This is a genomic window from Neisseria flavescens (assembly GCF_005221285.1).
In the GTDB taxonomy this organism is placed as follows: Bacteria; Pseudomonadota; Gammaproteobacteria; order Burkholderiales; family Neisseriaceae; genus Neisseria; species Neisseria flavescens.
On record NZ_CP039886.1, the window covers coordinates 1,934,832 to 1,957,805 of the forward strand.

21 protein-coding genes are annotated in these 22,974 nt (G+C 46.0%); all 21 read left to right on the top strand.

Annotated features, from left to right (window positions below; translation table 11 throughout):
- Positions 1-190 precede the first annotated feature (190 nt).
- Positions 191-4,369 (top strand): DNA-directed RNA polymerase subunit beta, encoded by a 4,179-nt coding sequence (rpoB, locus tag FAH67_RS09950; RefSeq protein ID WP_039863992.1) that lies wholly within the window; start codon positions 191-193, stop codon positions 4,367-4,369.
- Positions 4,370-4,525: 156 nt separating this feature from the next.
- Positions 4,526-8,701, top strand: coding sequence for a DNA-directed RNA polymerase subunit beta' (rpoC, locus tag FAH67_RS09955; protein ID WP_003680702.1), 4,176 nt, complete (start codon positions 4,526-4,528; stop codon positions 8,699-8,701).
- Positions 8,702-9,050: 349 nt separating this feature from the next.
- Positions 9,051-10,790 (top strand): factor H binding protein domain-containing protein, encoded by a 1,740-nt coding sequence (locus FAH67_RS12170; protein ID WP_003680704.1) that lies wholly within the window; start codon positions 9,051-9,053, stop codon positions 10,788-10,790.
- 70 nt (positions 10,791-10,860) lie between these two features.
- Entirely contained in the window at positions 10,861-12,330 is a 1,470-nt protein-coding gene (locus tag FAH67_RS09965) for a surface lipoprotein assembly modifier (RefSeq protein WP_003680705.1), read from the top strand.
- A gap of 178 nt (positions 12,331-12,508) precedes the next feature.
- Positions 12,509-12,880, top strand: a complete 372-nt coding sequence (gene rpsL, locus FAH67_RS09970; RefSeq protein ID WP_002218431.1) for a 30S ribosomal protein S12 — start codon at positions 12,509-12,511, stop codon at positions 12,878-12,880.
- Positions 12,881-12,997: 117 nt separating this feature from the next.
- The gene (gene rpsG / locus FAH67_RS09975; protein WP_002240962.1) at positions 12,998-13,468 is read left to right on the top strand and encodes a 30S ribosomal protein S7; all 471 of its coding nucleotides are present in this window, start codon (positions 12,998-13,000) and stop codon (positions 13,466-13,468) included.
- 18 nt (positions 13,469-13,486) lie between these two features.
- Positions 13,487-15,592 (top strand): elongation factor G, encoded by a 2,106-nt coding sequence (gene fusA / locus FAH67_RS09980; RefSeq protein WP_003680706.1) that lies wholly within the window; start codon positions 13,487-13,489, stop codon positions 15,590-15,592.
- Between the two features lie 85 nt (positions 15,593-15,677).
- Positions 15,678-16,862, top strand: a complete 1,185-nt coding sequence (tuf, locus tag FAH67_RS09985) for an elongation factor Tu (protein WP_002215366.1) — start codon at positions 15,678-15,680, stop codon at positions 16,860-16,862.
- A 17-nt stretch (positions 16,863-16,879) separates the two neighbouring features.
- Positions 16,880-17,191 (top strand): 30S ribosomal protein S10, encoded by a 312-nt coding sequence (gene rpsJ, locus FAH67_RS09990; protein WP_002642322.1) that lies wholly within the window; start codon positions 16,880-16,882, stop codon positions 17,189-17,191.
- Between the two features lie 251 nt (positions 17,192-17,442).
- A complete protein-coding gene (rplC, locus tag FAH67_RS09995; RefSeq protein ID WP_004464584.1) occupies positions 17,443-18,087 on the top strand; it encodes a 50S ribosomal protein L3 in 645 nt (214 codons plus the stop codon).
- A complete protein-coding gene (gene rplD / locus FAH67_RS10000) occupies positions 18,087-18,707 on the top strand; it encodes a 50S ribosomal protein L4 (RefSeq protein ID WP_003684798.1) in 621 nt (206 codons plus the stop codon). Before rplC ends, rplD begins: the two co-directional genes overlap by 1 nt.
- Positions 18,704-19,018: a 50S ribosomal protein L23 gene (gene rplW / locus FAH67_RS10005; RefSeq protein WP_002243944.1), complete on the top strand. Its 315-nt coding sequence runs from the start codon at positions 18,704-18,706 to the stop codon at positions 19,016-19,018. Before rplD ends, rplW begins: the two co-directional genes overlap by 4 nt.
- Before the next feature lie 5 nt (positions 19,019-19,023).
- Entirely contained in the window at positions 19,024-19,857 is an 834-nt protein-coding gene (rplB, locus tag FAH67_RS10010) for a 50S ribosomal protein L2 (protein ID WP_004464587.1), read from the top strand.
- A gap of 5 nt (positions 19,858-19,862) precedes the next feature.
- On the top strand, positions 19,863-20,141 hold the full coding sequence (gene rpsS / locus FAH67_RS10015; protein ID WP_002215422.1) for a 30S ribosomal protein S19: 279 nt from the start codon (positions 19,863-19,865) through the stop codon (positions 20,139-20,141).
- Between the two features lie 8 nt (positions 20,142-20,149).
- Positions 20,150-20,479 (top strand): 50S ribosomal protein L22, encoded by a 330-nt coding sequence (rplV, locus tag FAH67_RS10020; protein ID WP_004464589.1) that lies wholly within the window; start codon positions 20,150-20,152, stop codon positions 20,477-20,479.
- A gap of 9 nt (positions 20,480-20,488) precedes the next feature.
- Positions 20,489-21,181: a 30S ribosomal protein S3 gene (rpsC, locus tag FAH67_RS10025; RefSeq protein WP_003684753.1), complete on the top strand. Its 693-nt coding sequence runs from the start codon at positions 20,489-20,491 to the stop codon at positions 21,179-21,181.
- Complete coding sequence (gene rplP / locus FAH67_RS10030; protein WP_003684741.1) at positions 21,165-21,581, top strand: 50S ribosomal protein L16; 417 nt, start codon at positions 21,165-21,167, stop codon at positions 21,579-21,581. The genes rpsC and rplP overlap by 17 nt, the downstream gene beginning before the upstream one ends.
- On the top strand, positions 21,581-21,772 hold the full coding sequence (rpmC, locus tag FAH67_RS10035; protein WP_003684705.1) for a 50S ribosomal protein L29: 192 nt from the start codon (positions 21,581-21,583) through the stop codon (positions 21,770-21,772). Before rplP ends, rpmC begins: the two co-directional genes overlap by 1 nt.
- Positions 21,772-22,035, top strand: a complete 264-nt coding sequence (gene rpsQ, locus FAH67_RS10040; protein WP_003684766.1) for a 30S ribosomal protein S17 — start codon at positions 21,772-21,774, stop codon at positions 22,033-22,035. Before rpmC ends, rpsQ begins: the two co-directional genes overlap by 1 nt.
- Before the next feature lie 227 nt (positions 22,036-22,262).
- Positions 22,263-22,631 (top strand): 50S ribosomal protein L14, encoded by a 369-nt coding sequence (rplN, locus tag FAH67_RS10045; RefSeq protein ID WP_002215434.1) that lies wholly within the window; start codon positions 22,263-22,265, stop codon positions 22,629-22,631.
- Between the two features lie 11 nt (positions 22,632-22,642).
- Positions 22,643-22,966: a 50S ribosomal protein L24 gene (rplX, locus tag FAH67_RS10050; protein ID WP_003684754.1), complete on the top strand. Its 324-nt coding sequence runs from the start codon at positions 22,643-22,645 to the stop codon at positions 22,964-22,966.
- Positions 22,967-22,974: the final 8 nt, after the last annotated feature.

The window sequence follows — 22,974 nt, forward strand, 5'->3', positions numbered from 1 at the left end:
TTTGATGCTTCTTATAAAGGCTGGCAGTTTTCTGCCAGCCTTATTTTGCTTCTTAAAATAAGCATCAGGCATTGTTTACATTTATTTGCATAGTCTTTAATAAAATCATTGCAAATAAATGTAAATATCAGATTAATGCATGCTGTTGTTTCAGACGGCCTATTATTTAAAATTGCTTTTCGGAGTGTATATGAGCTATTCGTTTACCGAGAAAAAACGTATCCGTAAGAGTTTTGCGAAGCGGGAGAATGTCTTGGATGTTCCTTTCCTGCTGGCAACCCAAATTGATTCTTATGCGAAATTTTTGCAGCTGGAAAATGCTTTTGACCAACGCACTGATGATGGTCTGCAAGCGGCATTTAATTCTATTTTCCCGATTGTGAGTCATAACGGTTATGCGCGATTGGAGTTTGTGCATTATACATTGGGCGAACCTTTATTCGACATTCCTGAATGTCAATTGCGCGGCATTACTTACGCGGCTCCATTGCGTGCCCGTATCCGTTTGGTGATTTTGGATAAAGAAGCATCTAAGCCGACTGTAAAAGAAGTCCGTGAAAACGAAGTGTATATGGGTGAAATCCCATTGATGACGCCAAGCGGCTCTTTTGTCATCAATGGTACTGAGCGTGTGATTGTTTCCCAGCTGCATCGTTCTCCTGGCGTGTTCTTTGAGCATGACCGTGGTAAAACACATTCTTCCGGTAAGCTGTTATTCTCTGCTCGTATTATTCCTTACCGTGGTTCATGGTTGGATTTCGAATTTGATCCAAAAGATTTGCTGTATTTCCGTATCGACCGTCGCCGTAAAATGCCGGTTACGATTTTGTTGAAAGCTTTGGGCTACAACAATGAACAAATCTTGGATATTTTCTACGACAAAGAAACTTTCTATTTGTCTTCAAACGGTGTTCAAACTGATCTGATTGCAGGCCGTCTGAAAGGTGAAACTGCCAAAGTTGATATATTGGATAAAGAAGGCAATGTACTGGTCGCCAAAGGTAAACGCATTACTGCGAAAAATATTCGTGATATTACCAATGCAGGCTTGACTCGTTTGGATGTAGAGCCAGAAAGCCTGATTGGCAAAGCATTGGCTGCCGACCTGATTGATCCGGAAACCGGCGAGGTATTGGCGTCTGCTAACGATGAAATTACAGAAGAGCTGTTGGCCAAGCTTGATATCCATGGCGTAAAAGAAATTACGACCCTTTATATCAATGAATTGGATCAAGGTGGTTACATCTCCAGCACTCTTCGTACAGACGAAACTGCTGATCAGCAGGCTGCACGCGTAGCGATTTACCGCATGATGCGTCCTGGCGAACCGCCTACCGAAGAAGCTGTTGAGCAGCTCTTCAACCGCTTGTTCTTTAGTGAAGACAGCTATGATTTGTCTCGCGTAGGTCGTATGAAATTTAATACGCGCACATACGAGCAAAAATTGTCTGAAGCACAACAAAACTCTTGGTATGGCCGTTTGCTGAACGAAACTTTGGCTGGCGCAGCTGAAAAAGGCGGTTACGTTCTGAGCGTTGAAGACATTGTTGCTTCTATTGCTACATTGGTTGAACTGCGTAATGGTCATGGCGAAGTAGACGATATTGACCACTTGGGTAATCGTCGTGTCCGTTCTGTGGGTGAGTTGACTGAAAACCAATTCCGCAGCGGTTTGGCTCGTGTAGAACGTGCAGTTAAAGAGCGTTTGAACCAAGCAGAATCTGAGAATTTGATGCCGCATGACTTGATTAATGCGAAACCTGTTTCTGCCGCGATTAAAGAATTCTTCGGCTCCAGCCAATTGAGCCAATTTATGGATCAGACCAACCCATTGTCTGAAGTAACACATAAACGCCGTGTATCTGCATTGGGCCCGGGCGGTTTGACTCGCGAACGTGCAGGCTTTGAGGTGCGAGACGTACATCCGACCCACTATGGCCGCGTATGTCCGATTGAAACGCCTGAGGGTCCGAACATCGGTTTGATTAACTCATTGTCCGTTTATGCGCGTACCAATGATTATGGCTTCTTGGAAACCCCTTACCGCCGTGTTGTCGATGGCAAAGTAACTGAAGAAATCGATTACTTGTCTGCTATCGAAGAAGGCCGTTATGTGATTGCACAGGCGAATGCCGATTTGGACAAAGACGGTAATCTGATTGGCGACTTGGTTACTTGTCGCGAAAAAGGCGAAACCATTATGGCAACGCCTGACCGCGTTCAATATATGGACGTGGCAACCGGTCAAGTAGTATCCGTTGCAGCATCTCTGATTCCATTCTTGGAACATGATGACGCGAACCGTGCATTGATGGGTGCCAACATGCAACGTCAGGCCGTACCGTGCCTGCGCCCTGAAAAACCGATGGTTGGTACCGGTATCGAGCGCTCTGTTGCCGTTGACTCCGCAACGGCAATCGTTGCCCGCCGTGGCGGCGTGGTTGAGTATGTAGATGCCAACCGCGTTGTGGTTCGTGTTCATGACGATGAAGCGACTGCAGGTGAAGTGGGTGTCGATATTTACAACTTGGTTAAATTCACCCGTTCCAACCAATCTACCAACATTAACCAACGTCCGGCCGTAAAAGCAGGCGATGTGTTGCAACGTGGTGACTTGGTAGCCGATGGTGCCTCTACCGACTTGGGCGAGTTGGCTTTGGGTCAAAACATGACCATCGCCTTCATGCCATGGAACGGTTACAACTACGAAGACTCGATTCTGATTTCAGAAAAAGTGGCTGCGGACGATCGTTATACTTCGATTCATATTGAAGAGTTGAACGTTGTTGCACGTGACACTAAATTGGGTGCAGAAGACATTACCCGCGATATTCCGAACTTGTCCGAACGTATGCAAAACCGTTTGGATGAATCCGGTATCGTATATATCGGTGCAGAAGTAGAAGCCGGTGACGTCTTGGTAGGTAAAGTAACACCTAAAGGCGAAACCCAACTGACTCCTGAAGAAAAACTGTTGCGTGCCATCTTCGGTGAAAAAGCATCTGACGTAAAAGATACTTCATTGCGTATGCCTACCGGCATGAGCGGTACCGTTATCGACGTTCAAGTCTTCACTCGTGAAGGCATTCAACGCGACAAACGTGCTCAATCCATTATTGATTCTGAATTGAAACGTTACCGTCAAGATTTGGGCGATCAATTGCGTATTTTCGATAATGACGCATTCGACCGTATCGAACGTATGATTGTGGGTCAAAAAGCCAATGGTGGTCCGATGAAGCTGGCTAAAGGCAGCGAAATCACTACCGAATATTTGGCAAGCCTGTCCAGTAAACATGATTGGTTTGACATCCGTCTGGCTGACGAAGACTTGGCCAAACAGTTGGAACTGATTAAATTGAGCCTGCAACAAAAACGCGAAGAAGCGGATGAGTTGTATGAGATCAAGAAGAAAAAACTGACTCAAGGCGACGAGCTGCAACCGGGCGTACAAAAAATGGTGAAAGTATTTATCGCCATCAAACGCCGTCTGCAAGCCGGTGACAAAATGGCGGGTCGCCACGGTAACAAAGGTGTGGTATCACGCATTCTGCCGGTGGAAGACATGCCTTACATGGCTGACGGCCGTCCGGTAGATATCGTACTGAACCCATTGGGCGTACCTTCCCGTATGAACATCGGTCAGATTTTGGAAGTTCACTTGGGTTGGGCGGCAAAAGGTATCGGCGAACGCATCGACCGTATGCTGAAAGAGCAACGCAAAGCCAGCGAGCTGCGTGAATTCTTGAACAAACTCTACAACGGTAGCGGTAAGAAAGAAGATTTAGACAGCCTGACAGATGAAGAAGTCATCGAATTGGCTTCTAACCTGCGCAAAGGTGCATCTTTCGCCTCTCCAGTATTCGACGGTGCGAAAGAGTCTGAAATCCGCGAAATGTTGAACTTGGCTTACCCAAGTGAAGATCCTGAGGTTGAAAAACTGGGCTTCAACGACAGTAAAACTCAAATCACGCTGTATGACGGCCGCTCAGGCGAAGCATTTGACCGCAAGGTTACAGTCGGTGTGATGCACTATCTGAAACTGCACCACTTGGTTGACGAAAAAATGCACGCCCGTTCTACCGGTCCATACAGTCTGGTTACCCAGCAGCCTTTGGGCGGTAAAGCTCAGTTCGGTGGCCAACGTTTCGGTGAGATGGAGGTTTGGGCATTGGAAGCATACGGCGCGGCATACACGCTGCAAGAGATGCTGACTGTGAAGTCTGACGACGTGAACGGCCGTACCAAAATGTACGAAAATATCGTCAAAGGCGAACACAAAATCGATGCCGGTATGCCTGAATCCTTCAACGTATTGGTTAAAGAGATTCGCTCACTGGGCTTGGATATCGATTTGGAACGCTACTAAACAGAAGTTTTCAGACGGCCTTTCAAGGTCGTCTGAAAAAGCGGTTTCAGAATAAGAATGAAGCAATCGGCATTTAGGCCGTCTGAAATCAAAAGTACTGTTTTCCAATATCGAAAATCCGCCATGCGGTAAAAATACTTCCTTCAAGGAGCAAAAATGAATTTGTTGAACTTATTTAATCCGTTGCAAACTGCCGGCATGGAAGAAGAGTTTGATGCCATCAAAATCGGTATTGCCTCTCCCGAAACCATCCGCTCATGGTCTTATGGCGAAGTTAAAAAACCTGAAACCATCAACTACCGTACGTTCAAACCTGAGCGCGACGGTTTGTTCTGCGCCAAAATCTTTGGCCCGGTCAAAGACTATGAATGTTTGTGCGGCAAATACAAACGCTTGAAATTTAAAGGCGTAACCTGTGAAAAATGTGGCGTAGAAGTGACCCTGTCCAAAGTGCGCCGCGAACGCATGGGCCACATTGAATTGGCTGCACCTGTTGCCCACATTTGGTTCTTGAAATCTCTGCCTTCCCGCTTGGGTATGGTACTGGACATGACTTTGCGCGATATCGAACGCGTATTGTACTTTGAAGCATTTGTGGTAACCGATCCCGGTATGACTCCGTTGCAACGTCGTCAATTGCTGACTGAAGACGATTACTACAACAAACTGGACGAATACGGCGACGACTTCGATGCCAAAATGGGTGCAGAAGGTATTCGTGAATTGTTGCGCACCTTGGATATTACTGGCGAGATCGAAATCTTGCGTCAAGAGCTGGAATCTACCGGTTCTGACACCAAAATCAAAAAAATCGCGAAACGTTTGAAAGTATTGGAAGCCTTCCACCGTTCCGGTATGAAACTGGAATGGATGATTATGGACGTGCTGCCGGTATTGCCGCCTGATTTGCGTCCGTTGGTTCCATTGGATGGTGGTCGTTTTGCCACTTCCGATTTGAACGATTTGTACCGCCGCGTTATTAACCGTAACAACCGTCTGAAACGTCTGTTGGAACTGCATGCGCCTGACATCATCGTTCGTAACGAAAAACGTATGTTGCAAGAAGCAGTTGACTCGCTGTTGGATAACGGCCGTCGCGGTAAAGCCATGACCGGTGCCAACAAACGTCCGCTGAAATCATTGGCTGACATGATTAAAGGTAAAGGCGGCCGCTTCCGTCAAAACCTGCTGGGTAAACGTGTGGACTACTCTGGTCGTTCCGTGATTACTGTAGGCCCATACCTGCGTCTGCACCAATGTGGTCTGCCGAAAAAAATGGCGTTGGAACTGTTCAAACCATTTATTTTCCACAAATTGGAAAAACAAGGTTTGGCTTCTACCGTTAAAGCAGCGAAAAAATTGGTAGAACAAGAAGTACCGGAAGTATGGGACATCTTGGAAGAAGTAATCCGCGAACATCCGATTATGCTGAACCGTGCGCCGACCCTGCACCGTTTGGGTATTCAAGCGTTTGAACCTATCCTGATTGAAGGTAAAGCGATTCAGTTGCACCCATTGGTGTGTGCCGCATTTAACGCCGACTTTGACGGTGACCAAATGGCGGTACACGTTCCATTGAGCTTGGAAGCGCAAATGGAAGCGCGCACCCTGATGCTGGCTTCAAACAACGTATTGTCTCCAGCCAACGGCGAACCAATCATCGTACCTTCTCAAGATATCGTATTGGGTCTGTACTACATGACCCGCGACCGTATCAATGCCAAAGGCGAAGGCAGCCTGTTTGCCGATGTGAAAGAAGTGCATCGTGCATACCATACCAAACAGGTTGAACTGGGTACTAAAATTACCGTACGTCTGCGCGAATGGGTGAAAAACGAAGCCGGTGAATTCGAGCCTGTCGTTAACCGTTACGAAACAACCGTAGGCCGTGCATTGTTGAGCGAAATCTTGCCTAAAGGCCTGCCGTTCGAGTACATCAACAAAGCGCTGAAGAAAAAAGAAATTTCTAAACTGATTAACGCATCATTCCGTCTGTGCGGCTTGCGTGACACAGTTATTTTCGCCGACCACCTGATGTATACCGGTTTCGGTTTTGCGGCTAAAGGCGGTATTTCCATTGCGGTTGACGATATGGAAATTCCGAAAGAAAAAGCAGCCTTGCTGGCCGAGGCTAATGCCGAAGTTAAAGAAATCGAAGACCAATACCGTCAAGGTTTGGTCACCAACGGCGAACGTTACAACAAAGTGGTCGATATTTGGGGTCGTGCCGGAGATAAGATCGCTAAAGCGATGATGGACAACCTGTCCAAACAAAAAGTCATCGACCGTGACGGCAACGAAGTTGATCAAGAGTCCTTCAACTCTATTTACATGATGGCCGACTCCGGTGCCCGTGGTTCTGCGGCTCAGATTAAACAGTTGTCCGGTATGCGTGGTTTGATGGCTAAACCTGACGGCTCGATTATTGAAACGCCGATTACCTCAAACTTCCGTGAAGGTCTGACCGTATTGCAATACTTTATTGCGACCCACGGTGCGCGTAAGGGTTTGGCGGATACCGCGTTGAAAACTGCAAACTCCGGTTACTTGACCCGTCGTTTGGTAGACGTAACCCAAGACTTGGTGGTTGTTGAAGACGATTGCGGTACTTCAGACGGCTTTGTGATGAAAGCAGTGGTACAAGGCGGTGACGTAATTGAAGCCTTGCGTGAGCGTATTTTGGGCCGCGTTACTGCTTCTGATGTTGTCGATCCTTCGACTGGCGAGACTTTGGTTGAAGCCGGTACATTGTTGACCGAGAAACTGGTAGATATGATCGACCAATCCGGTGTCGATGAAGTCAAAGTCCGTACACCGATTACTTGTAAAACCCGCCATGGCCTGTGTGCACACTGTTATGGTCGCGACTTGGCACGCGGCAAACTGGTTAATGCCGGTGAAGCAGTCGGCGTGATTGCCGCTCAGTCTATCGGTGAACCGGGTACTCAGCTGACCATGCGTACGTTCCACATCGGTGGCGCGGCATCCCGTGCGGCAGCAGCCAGCCAAGTAGAAGCCAAATCCAACGGTACAGCACGTTTCAGCAGCCAAATGCGTTACGTTGCCAACAACAAAGGCGAATTGGTTGTCATCGGTCGTTCTTGCGAAGTCGTTATTCATGATGACATCGGTCGTGAGCGCGAACGCCACAAAGTACCTTACGGTGCAATCCTGCTGGTACAAGACGGCGCAGCCATTAAAGCCGGTCAAACGTTGGCGACTTGGGATCCGCATACCCGTCCGATGATCACCGAACATGCAGGTATGGTGAAATTTGAGAACGTGGAAGAGGGTGTTACCGTTGCCAAACAAACTGACGATGTAACCGGTTTGTCCACTTTGGTGGTGATTGACGGCAAACGCCGCTCCGGCAGCGCATCCAAACTGCTGCGTCCGACTGTAAAATTGTTGGATGAAAACGGCGTGGAAATCTGTATTCCCGGTACGTCCACTCCGGTTTCGATGGCATTCCCCGTTGGTGCGGTGATTACCGTACGCGAAGGTCAGGAAATCGGTAAAGGCGACGTATTGGCGCGTATTCCGCAAGCCTCTTCCAAAACCCGCGACATTACCGGTGGTCTGCCGCGCGTTGCCGAGCTGTTTGAAGCACGCGTGCCGAAAGATGCAGGTATGCTGGCGGAAATTACCGGTACCGTTTCCTTCGGCAAAGAGACCAAAGGGAAGCAACGTCTGATTATCACTGACGTGGACGGTGTAGCATACGAAACCCTGATTTCTAAAGAGAAACAGATTCTGGTACACGACGGTCAAGTGGTAAACCGCGGTGAAACCATCGTGGACGGAGCTGTTGATCCGCATGATATTCTGCGTCTGCAAGGTATCGAAGCACTGGCACGCTACATTGTCCAAGAGGTGCAAGAGGTTTACCGCCTGCAAGGTGTGAAGATTTCCGATAAGCACATCGAAGTCATCATCCGTCAAATGTTGCGCCGTGTGAACATTGCGGATGCCGGCGAAACCGGGTTCATTACCGGAGAGCAGGTCGAACGCGGCGATGTGATGGCTGCCAATGAAAAAGCTTTGGAAGAAGGCAAAGAGCCGGCACGTTACGAAAACGTATTGCTGGGTATTACCAAAGCCTCCCTGTCCACCGACAGTTTCATTTCTGCCGCATCGTTCCAAGAAACGACCCGTGTTCTGACCGAAGCCGCGATTATGGGCAAACAAGACGAACTGCGCGGTTTAAAAGAGAACGTCATCGTCGGCCGCCTGATTCCTGCCGGTACCGGTTTGACTTATCACCGCAGCCGTCATCAGCAATGGCAAGGGGTAGAGCAGGAGACTGCTGAAACCCAAGTAACGGATGAATAATCTTCGGCGCGTCCATTCAATAAAAAACCGCAAGCCTTGGGCTTGCGGTTTTTCTTTGTCCGATTAAGGCAAAAACAAGCGTTTTCGTCATTTTGAGGCGTGTGGATATAAGCCCGATAAGCGTTCCATATCTTCGTGCCGCCAAATCATGCATCGAATAAAACGAGTTAAATCCGAAGCTTATTGTGTTAAATATTGCAAAAATACTTTAAAAATTTCGGGGGGGGGGGGGTAGAATTGCCGAGCTTAAACTTAGCTTATTCTTAATAAGAGTTTAAGAAATGTAAATAAAACATTTAATTCGGTAACGGGTAAACTTACCGTCGAAACAATATCCTAGGAGATAATTATGCATCTTCCCTTTAAATTCAGACCGGGTTTGGCGGCAATTGCCTGCATTTTTGCCCTTTCTGCCTGTGCTTCAGGCGGTGGTAAGTCGCCCGATGTTCATCCCACAGAGACATTAAATAAAGTTACTCCTTCACCCACTGATAAAGGCAGCCATTCTGAAATTGTCGATGGCAAGGATCAGGATGCTGCCACGCCTGCACAACCTGTAGACAAACAGGATACAGGTACACATGCTGGTTCTGATTCAGGTACACAGGGAGATACACCCAAGAATAACAATCCGCAAGCCGGACAGGGTGAAACTGCTAGAAGTGTTACGGATGGCAAGGATCAGGGTGCCGCCACGCCTGCACAACCTGTAGATAAGCAGGATACAGGTGAGCAAGGTAGTTCTGATGCAGGCGTGTCAGTGTTGAAGCCAAATAATTCGACCCCGATTGTTCCTACAACTTCTGAGAAATTAGACCAGGCAATTAAAGCAATTGAAAATACTGATAAAGAGATTGCCGATAAAGAAAAACAAGCAGAAGAAAAAGAGGCAATCATTTCATCTTTGGACAACTCAGGGTCTCCTCCGGCTGATCTTATCAAAGGGGCTCGAGAATATACCAATAGTAAGAGAGATCTGCAAAACACACATGAGGCAAAGGTAGCAAAAGAGAAGCAGCAAATCAAACAGCTTGAAGATGCAGTTAAATTGCTAGAGCTGAGGAAGGCTGAAGTCCAATCTTCTGCAGATCAAGCCGATTTGGAAAGTAAAAAAGCTGAATTAGAGAAACAAATAAGCGAGCAGAAAGTAAAGCTTGCATCATCGGAGCAAAAATTAGAAGAAGTTAAAACGGATGTCCAACGACTTGAAAAATTTACGGAATATTTAGGAAATTCATCATTAAAAGAGGTTAAACCCGAATTGAGCCAACGGGTATGGGAAAGTAAACTAAGGGAATTTAAAAATCTCGGATCATATGAAAAAAAATTTGAAACTGCCGCATTGTTTAAAGCATACTTGATTAGTGAAAATCAAGATAAACAAGATACCGCATTCACTGAGGAAAAAGTCCGGGATATGGATGTGTATATCAATGGAGAAAAATACGAAGGTAAAGACGGTGATGAATATGCTGTTAAACCGCTTGGCTTGCAGTCGCAGACTGTAGAAATTTATGGGCAAGATAAAGATCAAAATTATCATTCAGAAAAATCTTGGGTTTATGAGCAGCCGTATTCTGTTGTGGCAGGATATTTTACCCAAACGATACAAAACGGTAAGAAGGATGAGGATGGAGCAGACAAACTTGACATTGGATTGAGTGATATACAAGGCTTGGCAACAGAAGAAGCACAATTACCGAAGGTAGGCGCTTTCGATTATGAAGGCAAGGCATTCGGCGGTTCTTCGGCTAAGCCTGATAGCAAGTTGGAAGAACATCAAGGTGAATTCAAGTACCGTATCGACTTTGACAAACGTAAAGGTTCGGGCTCAATTGAAGGTTTGTCTGAATATGGCCGTATTGATTTAAAAGAAGCTGATATTGTAAAAGGTAATAATTTGAAGTATGTCAACAAACCTTATTACGGGATAGACAATGGCGAAGCAGCTTCGGAACGTGGCGGGCTTAAATATTATTCCTTAGGTATTTTCGGGCCGGAGGCCAATGAGGTGACGGGTGTAGTCGGTACGTCCGGAGACCAAGATAAACTTGCCAGGGATGTCGGCTTCGGCGGTCAAAAAAAGTAGCGTCTTAATTTTCTCCATTTAAACAAATGCCGTCTGAAATTTCAGACGGCATTTCCTTTAAGAAATAAATATGAAACCAAGAAATCTCTTTTTTGCAGGCTGCCTGCTGACTTCGGCGGTGTTTGCCGAGGATGTTGCCGTGCCTGTCGAACCGATTAACGTCGGTAATCGGATTGCGATGCCGTCTGAAGGGGGAAACCTTGCTCCTTTACCGCTTGTTGAGGATATTGCCGTGCCTGTCGAGCCGATTAATGTCATGCCGTCTGAAGCTTCTAAAAGTGCGGCAGGCGGCGATGTTCGAGACGATCGGATAGGAATGCAGATTAATCGGGCGTTGTTGGCGCGGGACTGGGCGGCACTGAAACGCCTGTTGGTCCAATATGCCGAACAGCCGCAATATGATACGGTGCTGTACCGTTATGCCCTCGGCGCGTTATACCGCAGCGAGATGCGGCAGGGCGAGGCGGCCGATCTATACCGTGAGTTGTTGTCGGAAAGGCCTGACCTTGTTTATCCACGTTTTGATTTGGGTGTGATGCTGTTTGAAGACAAACAATACCGTGAGGCATTGGTTCAGTTGCGCCGGGTCGGGGAGGCGTTGCCGCCCGATATGCGGCAGCTTGCACGAAAATATATCCGTCAGGCAGAAGCGGTGCAGGCGTGGCATCCTTCGTTCAGTATGAACTATGAACAAACAGATAATGTAAACAATGCTTCCCCTTCACGGGACATCATCCTCAACGGCCGGAAATGGACAAAATCGGAAGACAGCCTGCCCAAACGCGCCAACGGGATAAGGTACGAACTGGGTATTGACCGGATGTTTAACATTGCAGGTAATCACTTTGCCCGCTTAGGCATCAGCGGTTCCGGTGTGCATTATTGGAATGCCCGGGATTTTAGCGAACAGGCGTTTCATGCCGAAGTAGGCTACCGTTATCGGAATAGCCGTCTAGAGTGGGGATTCCGGCCCTTTGTCGAACAAAACCGGCTGGGCAATAACCGTTATACGGCAAATACGGGTATTGCGTTGGATTACAGCCGCCGTCTGAATGAAAAATGGCACAGCACCCAATCTCTCCAGTATGGCCGCAAACAATACCATGACGAATATTTGGCAAAACGTTACAACAGCAAAACGATTTCAGTCAGCAGTACGTTCAGCTATTACGCTATGCCGGCTTGGCAGTTGTACGGAGGTATTAGCGGTATGTTTGATAATACTGTGGAGAAAGAGCAGGCTTCACGGCGTTATGGTGTAAGTTTGGGTACGGTGAAAATATTAGACGGCGGTCTCGGACTGAAGTTGGGTGCAGGTTACACGAAACGGATATTTAAAGCCCCTGCAACATTAATTTACAATTTTACCCGGCGCGATGATGAGTATCGGATAAACGCGGCTTTATGGCATAAAAAACTGTCGTGGAAAGGATTTACACCCCAAATAAATTTCCGTTACAACAAGATCAACAGTAATATGCCCGCCTTTTATTCGCGCAGCGGCAAGGAATGGTTTGTCAGTATAGAAAAAACGTATTGACAGTATTTTCTTCAGTCGTTCGGCTGATTGTGAGGGATGTCGGTAAATATTTATCGGAAAACAAGAAAATCATCTTTCTTCTTGTCATTGTGCTTGACTGTACGCTTGCAATAAAAATATAATTCCACTCTTGCCGACATGGTGTCGGCAAGTATTTAACTCAACAGGACGAGAAAATATGCCAACTATCAACCAATTGGTACGCAAAGGCCGTCAAAAGCCCGTGTACGTGAACAAAGTGCCTGCGCTGGAAGCTTGCCCGCAAAAACGCGGCGTGTGCACCCGTGTATACACAACTACCCCTAAAAAACCTAACTCTGCATTGCGTAAAGTATGTAAAGTTCGCCTGACCAACGGTTTTGAAGTCATTTCATACATCGGCGGTGAAGGCCACAACCTGCAAGAGCACAGCGTCGTATTGATTCGCGGCGGTCGTGTAAAAGACTTGCCGGGTGTGCGTTACCACACTGTACGCGGTTCTTTGGATACTGCAGGTGTTAAAGACCGTAAACAAGCCCGTTCTAAATACGGTGCTAAGCGTCCTAAATAATTACCGGGACTCAAATAGGCACGTCGGCCGCCTAAGCTGAACAACGGCCGAGTAAGTGAATACTCAATTGGGTATTCATGGGAATTGACCCAACTGAATAGATTAAAGGAAATTAAAATGCCAAGACGTAGAGAAGTCCCTAAGCGCGACGTACTGCCAGATCCTAAATTCGGCAGCGTTGAGCTGACTAAATTCATGAACGTATTGATGATTGACGGTAAAAAATCTGTTGCAGAACGTATCGTTTACGGTGCACTGGAACAAATTGAGAAAAAAACCGGCAAAGTAGCAATCGAAGTATTTAACGAAGCCATTGCAAACGCCAAACCTATCGTGGAAGTGAAAAGCCGCCGTGTAGGTGGTGCAAACTACCAAGTTCCTGTTGAAGTTCGTCCTTCACGTCGTCTGGCTTTGGCAATGCGCTGGGTTCGTGATGCGGCTCGTAAACGTGGTGAGAAATCTATGGACCTGCGCTTGGCAGGCGAATTGATTGATGCGGCTGAAGGTCGTGGCGGCGCGTTGAAAAAACGTGAAGAAGTACACCGTATGGCTGAAGCTAACAAAGCATTCTCTCACTTCCGTTTCTAATATCGAAAGGCTAACAAAATGGCTCGTAAGACCCCTATCAGCCTGTATCGCAATATTGGTATTTCTGCCCATATTGACGCGGGTAAAACAACCACAACAGAACGTATTCTGTTCTATACAGGTTTGACTCACAAGTTGGGTGAGGTGCATGACGGCGCAGCAACTACCGACTACATGGAACAAGAGCAAGAGCGTGGTATTACCATTACCTCTGCTGCTGTGACTTCTTATTGGTCCGGTATGGCGAAACAGTTCCCTGAACACCGTTTCAACATCATCGATACCCCAGGACACGTTGACTTTACCGTAGAGGTAGAGCGTTCTATGCGTGTATTGGACGGTGCAGTAATGGTTTACTGTGCGGTAGGTGGTGTTCAACCTCAATCCGAAACCGTATGGCGTCAAGCTAACAAATACCAAGTACCGCGCTTGGCGTTTGTAAACAAAATGGACCGTCAGGGTGCCAACTTCTTCCGCGTTGTCGAGCAAATGAAAACCCGTTTGCGCGCAAACCCAGTACCTATCGTGATCCCGGTTGGTGCAGAAGACAGCTTTACTGGTGTGGTCGATTTGTTGAAAATGAAATCTATCATCTGGAACGAAGCTGACAAAGGTACAACCTTTACCTATGGCGATATTCCTGCTGAGTTGGTTGAAACTGCTGAAGAATGGCGTCAATACATGATTGAAGCCGCAGCAGAAGCCAGTGAAGAATTGATGGATAAATACTTGGGTGGTGAAGAGCTGACCGAAGAAGAAATCGTAGGCGCATTGCGTCAACGTACTTTGGCAGGTGAAATCCAACCAATGTTGTGTGGTTCTGCATTTAAAAACAAAGGTGTTCAACGTATGTTGGACGCAGTTGTAGAATTGTTGCCTGCTCCTACTGACATTCCTCCAGTTCAAGGTGTTAACCCTAACACTGAAGAAGCTGACAGCCGTGAAGCCAGCGATGAAGAGAAATTCTCTGCATTGGCATTCAAAATGTTGAACGACAAATATGTTGGTCAATTGACCTTCATCCGCGTCTACTCCGGTGTCGTGAAATCCGGTGATACCGTATTGAATTCAGTAAAAGGTACTCGCGAACGTATCGGTCGTCTGGTGCAAATGACTGCTGCAGATCGTACTGAAATCGAAGAAGTACGCGCTGGTGATATTGCAGCTGCAATCGGTCTGAAAGACGTTACTACCGGTGAAACCCTGTGTGCAGAAAATGCACCGATTATCTTGGAACGCATGGAATTCCCTGAGCCGGTAATCCACATTGCTGTGGAGCCAAAAACCAAAGCCGACCAAGAGAAAATGGGTATTGCCCTGAACCGTTTGGCTAAGGAAGACCCTTCTTTCCGTGTTCGTACAGATGAAGAATCTGGTCAAACCATTATTTCCGGTATGGGTGAGTTGCACTTGGAAATTATTGTTGACCGTATGAAGCGCGAATTCGGTGTGGAAGCTAACATTGGTGCACCTCAAGTTGCATACCGTGAAACTATCCGCAAAGAAGTTGAAGCAGAATACAAACACGCTAAACAATCTGGTGGTAAAGGTCAATACGGTCACGTTGTGATCAAAATGGAACCTATGGAACCAGGTGGCGAAGGTTACGAATTTATCGACGAAATTAAAGGTGGTGTGATCCCTCGCGAATTCATTCCTTCTGTTGATAAAGGTATCCGTGATACTCTGCCTAACGGTATTGTTGCCGGTTATCCAGTTGTTGACGTTCGTGTACGTTTGATCTTCGGTTCTTCGCATGATGTCGACTCTTCACAACTGGCCTTCGAATTGGCAGCTTCTCAAGCCTTTAAAGAAGGTATGCGTAAAGCCAATCCAGCTCTGTTGGAACCAATCATGGCAGTTGAGGTGGAAACACCTGAAGAATACATGGGTGACGTAATGGGCGACTTGAACCGTCGTCGTGGCGTTGTATTGGGTATGGATGATGACGGTATCGGTGGTAAGAAAGTCCGTGCCGAAGTACCTCTGGCAGAAATGTTCGGTTACTCAACCGACTTGCGTTCTGCAACCCAAGGTCGCGCTACTTACTCCATGGAGTTCAAAAAATACGCTGAAGCTCCTGCTCACGTAGCTGCTGCTGTAACTGAAGCCCGCAAAGGCTAATCAGAAAAGGTCGTCTGAAACTGAAAATAAATTTTCAGACGGCCATTGTTCTTTAATCGATCTTTATATGTAAAGGAATTAGCTCATGGCTAAGGAAAAATTTGAACGTAGCAAACCGCACGTAAACGTTGGCACCATCGGTCACGTTGACCATGGTAAAACCACTCTGACTGCTGCTTTGACTACTATTTTGGCTAAAAAATTCGGTGGCGCTGCAAAAGCTTACGACCAAATCGACAACGCTCCCGAAGAAAAAGCTCGTGGTATTACCATTAATACCTCACACGTAGAATACGAAACTGAAACCCGTCACTACGCACACGTAGACTGCCCGGGCCACGCCGACTACGTTAAAAACATGATTACCGGTGCTGCCCAAATGGACGGCGCGATCTTGGTATGTTCCGCAGCTGACGGTCCTATGCCGCAAACCCGCGAACACATCCTGTTGGCTCGCCAAGTAGGTGTACCTTACATCATCGTATTCATGAACAAATGCGACATGGTAGACGATGCCGAGCTGTTGGAACTGGTTGAAATGGAAATTCGTGACTTGTTGTCAAGCTACGACTTCCCAGGCGACGACTGCCCAATCGTACAAGGTTCTGCACTGAAAGCTTTGGAAGGTGATGCTGCTTACGAAGAAAAAATCTTCGAATTGGCTGCTGCCTTGGACAGCTACATCCCAACACCTGAGCGTGCTGTGGACAAACCTTTCTTGTTGCCTATCGAAGACGTATTCTCTATCTCTGGTCGTGGTACAGTAGTAACCGGTCGCGTAGAGCGCGGTATCATCCACGTTGGTGACGAGATCGAAATCGTAGGTCTGAAAGAAACTCAAAAAACCACTTGTACCGGCGTTGAAATGTTCCGCAAACTGCTGGACGAAGGTCAAGCAGGTGACAACGTAGGCGTATTGCTGCGTGGTACTAAACGTGAAGACGTAGAGCGTGGTCAAGTATTGGCTAAACCAGGTACCATCACTCCTCACACCAAATTCAAAGCAGAAGTATACGTACTGAGCAAAGAAGAGGGTGGTCGTCACACTCCATTTTTCGCTAACTACCGTCCACAATTCTACTTCCGTACTACCGACGTAACTGGTGCAGTTACTTTGGAAGAAGGCGTAGAAATGGTAATGCCAGGTGAGAACGTAACCATTACTGTAGAACTGATTGCGCCAATCGCTATGGAAGAAGGTCTGCGCTTTGCGATTCGCGAAGGTGGCCGTACCGTAGGTGCGGGCGTGGTTTCTTCTGTAATCGCTTAATTGAGGGATATTGATAAATGGCAAACCAAAAAATCCGTATCCGCCTGAAAGCTTATGATTACAGTCTGATTGATCGTTCTGCACAAGAAATCGTTGAAACTGCCAAACGCACTGGTGCTGTTGTTAAAGGTCCGATTCCTTTGCCAACTAAAATCGAACGTTTCAACATCTTGCGTTCTCCTCACGTGAACAAAACTTCTCGTGAGCAATTGGAAATCCGTACCCACTTGCGTCTGATGGACATCGTGGATTGGACTGACAAAACTACTGATGCACTGATGAAACTGGATCTTCCAGCAGGTGTAGATGTAGAAATTAAAGTTCAATAAGAACTGAAAAACCGAACAGCTTGGCTGTTCGGTTTTTTATAGAATTCTTAGGCCGTCTGAAAATTTTCAGATATTTGGCAACACTTCATCCGAAAAAAATGATAGGTTTAAGAAGTTAAATTGAAATTTTTGTTGATATTTCTTTGATTTGTCAATTATAATGGCGGACTTGGTACATCCGTATCAAGTTTAACTTTGTCTGAAAGGCAGGCCAATCGTAGCCCGCCCCTTTACTTAAAAGGAAAATAATCATGACTTTAGGTCTGGTTGGACGCAAAGTTGGTATGACTCGCGTGTTCGACGAACAGGGTGTTTCTGTTCCGGTAACTGTTTTGGATATGTCTGCCAACCGCGTTACACAAGTGAAATCCAAAGATACTGACGGCTACACTGCTGTACAAGTTACCTTTGGTCAGAAAAAAGCTAATCGTGTCAACAAAACTGAAGCCGGTCACTTTGCTAAAGCAGGTGTTGAAGCTGGTCGCGGTTTGGTTGAATTTGCTTTGACTGAAGAAAAACTGGCTGAATTGAAAGCCGGTGATGAAATTACCGTTTCTATGTTTGAAGTTGGTCAATTGGTAGATGTGACCGGTACCTCTAAAGGTAAAGGTTTCTCTGGTACGATCAAACGTCATAACTTCGGTGCTCAACGTACTTCCCACGGTAACTCCCGTTCTCACCGTGTTCCTGGTTCTATCGGTATGGCACAAGACCCTGGTCGCGTGTTTCCTGGTAAACGTATGGCAGGTCAATACGGTAACACTAAAGCAACTGTTCAAAAATTGGAAGTTGTACGTGTTGATGCTGAACGCCAACTCTTGTTGGTTAAAGGTGCTGTTCCGGGTTCGGTTAACAGCGACGTCGTGGTTCGTCCTAGCGTGAAAGTAGGTGCGTAATGGAATTGAAAGTAATTGACGCTAAAGGACAAGTATCTGGCAGCTTGGCTGTTTCTGATGCTTTGTTTGCTCGTGAATACAATGAAGCTCTGGTTCACCAACTGGTTACTGCTTACTTGGCAAATGCCCGTTCTGGTAATCGTGCTCAAAAAACTCGTGCCGAAGTAAACCACTCTACTAAAAAACCATGGCGCCAAAAAGGTACCGGTCGTGCTCGTTCCGGTATGACTTCTTCTCCGCTGTGGCGTAAAGGTGGTCGTGCATTCCCAAACAAACCTGATGAAAACTTCACTCAAAAAGTGAACCGTAAAATGTACCGTGCCGGTATGGCGACTATTTTGTCCCAATTGGCTCGTGATGAACGTTTGTTTGCAATCGAAGCATTGACTGCTGAAACTCCTAAAACCAAAGTTTTTGCTGAACAAGTGAAAAATTTGGGTTTGGAGCAAGTTCTGTTTGTAACTAAACAGCTCGACGAGAATGTTTACTTGGCTTCACGCAACTTGCCTAACGTATTGGTTTTGGAAGCTCAACAAGTTGATCCTTACAGCTTGCTGCGTTACAAAAAAGTCGTTATCACTAAAGATGCAGTTGCACAATTAGAGGAGCAATGGGTATGAATCAACAACGTTTGACTCAAGTAATCTTGGCACCTATCGTTTCTGAAAAAAGCAACGTATTGGCTGAAAAACGTAACCAAATGACGTTTAAAGTTTTGGCAAATGCAACCAAACCTGAAATTAAAGCGGCTGTTGAGCTGCTGTTCGGCGTTCAAGTTGCAGACGTTACTACTGTTACCATTAAAGGTAAAGTTAAACGTTTTGGTCGCACTTTAGGTCGTCGCAGCGATGTTAAAAAGGCTTATGTAAGCTTGGCTGCCGGTCAAGAGTTGGATTTGGAAGCCGCTGCTGCAGCTGCAGATAAGGAATAAACAAAATGGCAATCGTTAAAATGAAGCCGACCTCTGCAGGCCGTCGCGGCATGGTTCGCGTGGTAACAGAAGGTTTGTACAAAGGTGCACCTTATGCACCTCTGCTGGAAAAGAAAAATTCTACTGCCGGTCGTAACAACAATGGTCATATCACTACCCGTCATAAAGGTGGTGGCCATAAACATCATTACCGCGTTGTAGATTTTAAACGTAACAAAGACGGTATCCCTGCAAAAGTAGAGCGTATCGAATATGACCCTAACCGTACTGCATTTATCGCGCTGTTGTGCTATGCAGATGGTGAGCGTCGCTACATCATTGCTCCTCGTGGTATTCAAGCCGGTGCAGTATTGGTTTCCGGTGCTGAAGCTGCGATCAAAGTAGGTAACACTCTGCCGATCCGCAATATTCCTGTTGGTACAACTATTCACTGTATCGAAATGAAACCAGGTAAAGGTGCGCAAATTGCACGTTCTGCTGGTGCTTCTGCGGTATTGCTTGCAAAAGAAGGTGCTTACGCACAAGTTCGTTTGCGTTCTGGTGAAGTACGCAAAATTAGCGTAAATTGCCGTGCAACTATCGGTGAAGTTGGTAACGAAGAACAAAGCCTGAAAAAAATCGGTAAAGCTGGTGCTAACCGCTGGCGTGGTATTCGTCCGACCGTTCGTGGTGTTGTAATGAACCCTGTTGATCACCCGCATGGTGGTGGTGAAGGCCGTACTGGTGAGGCTCGCGAACCGGTTAGCCCATGGGGTACTCCTGCTAAGGGCTACCGCACTCGTAATAACAAACGCACGGATAACATGATTGTTCGTCGTCGTTACTCAAATAAAGGTTAATTAGTATGGCTCGTTCATTAAAAAAAGGCCCATATGTAGACCTGCATTTGCTGAAAAAAGTAGATGCTGCTCGTGCAAGCAACGACAAACGCCCAATTAAAACTTGGTCACGTCGTTCTACCATTTTGCCTGATTTTATCGGTCTGACTATCGCTGTTCACAACGGTCGCACTCACGTGCCTGTATTCATCAGCGACAACATGGTTGGTCATAAATTAGGTGAGTTCTCATTGACCCGTACCTTTAAAGGCCACTTGGCTGATAAAAAGGCTAAAAAGAAATAAGGTGAATCATGAGAGTAAGTGCACAACATAAAAACGCCCGTATTTCAGCTCAAAAAGCTCGTTTGGTAGCTGATTTGATTCGTGGTAAAGACGTTGCCCAAGCTTTGAATATCTTGGCATTCAGCCCTAAAAAAGGTGCTGAGCTGATTAAAAAAGTATTGGAATCAGCAATCGCCAATGCCGAGCACAACAATGGTGTCGACATTGACGAACTGAAAGTGGTAACTATCTTTGTTGACAAAGGCCCAAGCTTGAAACGTTTCCAAGCTCGTGCCAAAGGTCGCGGTAACCGCATCGAGAAACAAACTTGTCATATTAACGTGACAGTGGGCAACTAAGGAAAAGCTATGGGACAAAAGATTAACCCTACAGGCTTTCGCCTGGCGGTAACTAAAGACTGGGCTTCAAAATGGTTTGCTAAAAGCACCGACTTTTCTACTGTTTTGAAACAAGATATTGATGTTCGTAATTACTTGCGTAAAAAACTGGCCAATGCTTCAGTTGGTCGCGTAGTAATCGAGCGTCCTGCTAAATCTGCACGTATTACCATTCACTCTGCTCGTCCAGGTGTGGTTATTGGTAAAAAAGGCGAGGATATCGAAATCTTGAAACGTGACTTGCAAGCTCTGATGGGTGTGCCTGTTCATGTAAATATTGAAGAGATTCGTCGTCCTGAATTAGATGCGCAAATCATTGCTGATGGTATTGCCCAGCAGCTTGAAAAACGTGTTCAATTCCGTCGTGCTATGAAACGTGCAATGCAAAATGCAATGCGTTCTGGTGCTAAAGGCATCAAGATCATGACTTCAGGCCGTCTGAATGGTGCTGATATCGCTCGTAGCGAATGGTACCGTGAAGGTCGTGTACCTTTGCATACTTTGCGTGCGAACGTAGATTATGCAACTAGCGAAGCACACACTACTTATGGTGTACTGGGTCTGAAAGTTTGGGTTTATACAGAAGGTAATATTAAATCTTCTAAACCTGAGCATGAGAAGAAACAAAGAAAGGCAGGTGGACGTAATGCTGCAGCCAACTAGACTGAAATATCGCAAGCAACAAAAAGGTCGTAACACCGGTATTGCTACTCGCGGTAACAAAGTAAGTTTCGGTGAGTTCGGTTTGAAAGCCGTAGGCCGTGGTCGTTTGACTGCCCGCCAAATCGAAGCTGCTCGTCGTACTATGACTCGTCATATTAAACGTGGCGGTCGTATTTGGATTCGTGTATTCCCTGATAAACCAATTACTGAGAAACCTATCCAAGTTCGTATGGGTGGCGGTAAAGGTAATGTGGAATATTACATTGCTGAAGTTAAACCAGGCAAAGTATTGTACGAAATGGACGGTGTTCCTGAGTCTTTGGCTCGTGAAGCATTTGAATTGGCCGCTGCCAAATTGCCTATTCCTACAACCTTTGTAGTAAGACAGGTGGGTCAATAATGAAAGCAAATGAATTGAAAGACAAATCTATTGAGCAATTAAACTCTGATTTGTTGGACTTGTTGAAAGCTCAGTTTGGCTTACGCATGCAAAATGCAACCGGTCAGTTGGGTAAATCTAGCGAGTTGAAACGTGTACGTCGCGATATTGCTCGTATTAAAACCATTTTAACTGAAAAAGGTGCTAAGTAATGAGCGAAGCTAAAAATGTTCGTACTTTGCAAGGCAAAGTGGTAAGCGACAAAATGGACAAAACTGTTACAGTATTGGTTGAGCGTAAAGTTAAACACCCTCTGTACGGTAAAATTATTCGTTTATCAACTAAAATCCATGCTCATGATGAAAACAATCAATATGGCATTGGTGACGTAGTGGTAATCGAGGAATCTCGTCCTTTGTCAAAAACCAAGTCTTGGGTTGTAAAAGAATTGGTTGAGAAAGCGCGTACTGTTTGATTTAAAACACAGTAATGTAGCTTAATAAGAAACGAAGTCTTGCAGCAAAGTTAATTTGCGTGTAAACTTCGTTTCTTATCTTCCAGCTTCTTATGGAAGTTTCTCTCCCTTCGGGATCCAAGACTGGTTTACTAGAACCGTGATGGTTTCATTTAATAAGCAGCTTAAAGTAAGGTGCGAGTTATATGAAAGTGGTAAATTAAGTTGGTTAATTTAAAGGTACTAATATGATTCAAATGCAGACCATCTTAGATGTGGCTGATAACTCTGGTGCGCGTCGCGTAATGTGCATCAAAGTATTGGGCGGATCTAAGCGTCGCTACGCTTCTGTTGGCGACATTATTAAAGTTGCAGTTAAAGATGCAGCCCCACGTGGTCGTGTCAAAAAAGGTGATGTATACAATGCGGTAGTTGTTCGTACTGCTAAGGGTGTGCGTCGTCCTGATGGTGCGTTAATTAAATTCGATAACAATGCTGCTGTGTTGTTGAATAATAAACTTGAACCTCTGGGTACCCGTATTTTTGGTCCGGTAACCCGTGAATTGCGTACTGAGCGATTTATGAAAATCGTTTCATTGGCGCCTGAAGTATTATAAGGAATAGCGCGATGAATAAGATCATTAAAGGCGATCAGGTTGTAGTGATTACCGGTAAAGATAAAGGTAAGCAAGGTCAAGTAGTTCGAGTGTTGGGTGATAAAGTTGTTGTTGAGGGTGTTAATGTTGTGAAACGCCATCAAAAACCTAATCCAATGCGTGGTATTGAGGGTGGCATTATTACTAAAGAAATGCCTTTGGATATTTCTAATATTGCAATCCTGAATCCGGAAACTAATAAAGCAGACCGTGTTGGTATTAAGCTGATTGAAAATGAAGGCAAAGTTAAACGCGTTCGTTTCTTCAAATCAAATGGCTCTATCATTGGAGCATAAGGAGATAA

Excerpts from the sequence above, each read along its gene's own strand:
- FAH67_RS09965 (WP_003680705.1), top strand. The coding sequence starts at position 10,861 with ATGAAACCAAGAAATCTCTTTTTTGCAGGCTGCCTGCTGACTTCGGCG.
- rplP (WP_003684741.1), top strand. The coding sequence starts at position 21,165 with ATGCTGCAGCCAACTAGACTGAAATATCGCAAGCAACAAAAAGGTCGT.
- rplB (WP_004464587.1), top strand. The coding sequence starts at position 19,024 with ATGGCAATCGTTAAAATGAAGCCGACCTCTGCAGGCCGTCGCGGCATG.
- rplW (WP_002243944.1), top strand. The coding sequence starts at position 18,704 with ATGAATCAACAACGTTTGACTCAAGTAATCTTGGCACCTATCGTTTCT.
- rpmC (WP_003684705.1), top strand. The coding sequence starts at position 21,581 with ATGAAAGCAAATGAATTGAAAGACAAATCTATTGAGCAATTAAACTCT.
- rpsJ (WP_002642322.1), top strand. The coding sequence starts at position 16,880 with ATGGCAAACCAAAAAATCCGTATCCGCCTGAAAGCTTATGATTACAGT.
- rplX (WP_003684754.1), top strand. The coding sequence starts at position 22,643 with ATGAATAAGATCATTAAAGGCGATCAGGTTGTAGTGATTACCGGTAAA.
- rpsC (WP_003684753.1), top strand. The coding sequence starts at position 20,489 with ATGGGACAAAAGATTAACCCTACAGGCTTTCGCCTGGCGGTAACTAAA.
- rpsG (WP_002240962.1), top strand. The coding sequence starts at position 12,998 with ATGCCAAGACGTAGAGAAGTCCCTAAGCGCGACGTACTGCCAGATCCT.
- rplV (WP_004464589.1), top strand. The coding sequence starts at position 20,150 with ATGAGAGTAAGTGCACAACATAAAAACGCCCGTATTTCAGCTCAAAAA.
- rpsL (WP_002218431.1), top strand. The coding sequence starts at position 12,509 with ATGCCAACTATCAACCAATTGGTACGCAAAGGCCGTCAAAAGCCCGTG.
- rpsQ (WP_003684766.1), top strand. The coding sequence starts at position 21,772 with ATGAGCGAAGCTAAAAATGTTCGTACTTTGCAAGGCAAAGTGGTAAGC.
- fusA (WP_003680706.1), top strand. The coding sequence starts at position 13,487 with ATGGCTCGTAAGACCCCTATCAGCCTGTATCGCAATATTGGTATTTCT.
- rplD (WP_003684798.1), top strand. The coding sequence starts at position 18,087 with ATGGAATTGAAAGTAATTGACGCTAAAGGACAAGTATCTGGCAGCTTG.
- rpsS (WP_002215422.1), top strand. The coding sequence starts at position 19,863 with ATGGCTCGTTCATTAAAAAAAGGCCCATATGTAGACCTGCATTTGCTG.
- rpoC (WP_003680702.1), top strand. The coding sequence starts at position 4,526 with ATGAATTTGTTGAACTTATTTAATCCGTTGCAAACTGCCGGCATGGAA.
- FAH67_RS12170 (WP_003680704.1), top strand. The coding sequence starts at position 9,051 with ATGCATCTTCCCTTTAAATTCAGACCGGGTTTGGCGGCAATTGCCTGC.
- tuf (WP_002215366.1), top strand. The coding sequence starts at position 15,678 with ATGGCTAAGGAAAAATTTGAACGTAGCAAACCGCACGTAAACGTTGGC.
- rplN (WP_002215434.1), top strand. The coding sequence starts at position 22,263 with ATGATTCAAATGCAGACCATCTTAGATGTGGCTGATAACTCTGGTGCG.
- rplC (WP_004464584.1), top strand. The coding sequence starts at position 17,443 with ATGACTTTAGGTCTGGTTGGACGCAAAGTTGGTATGACTCGCGTGTTC.
- rpoB (WP_039863992.1), top strand. The coding sequence starts at position 191 with ATGAGCTATTCGTTTACCGAGAAAAAACGTATCCGTAAGAGTTTTGCG.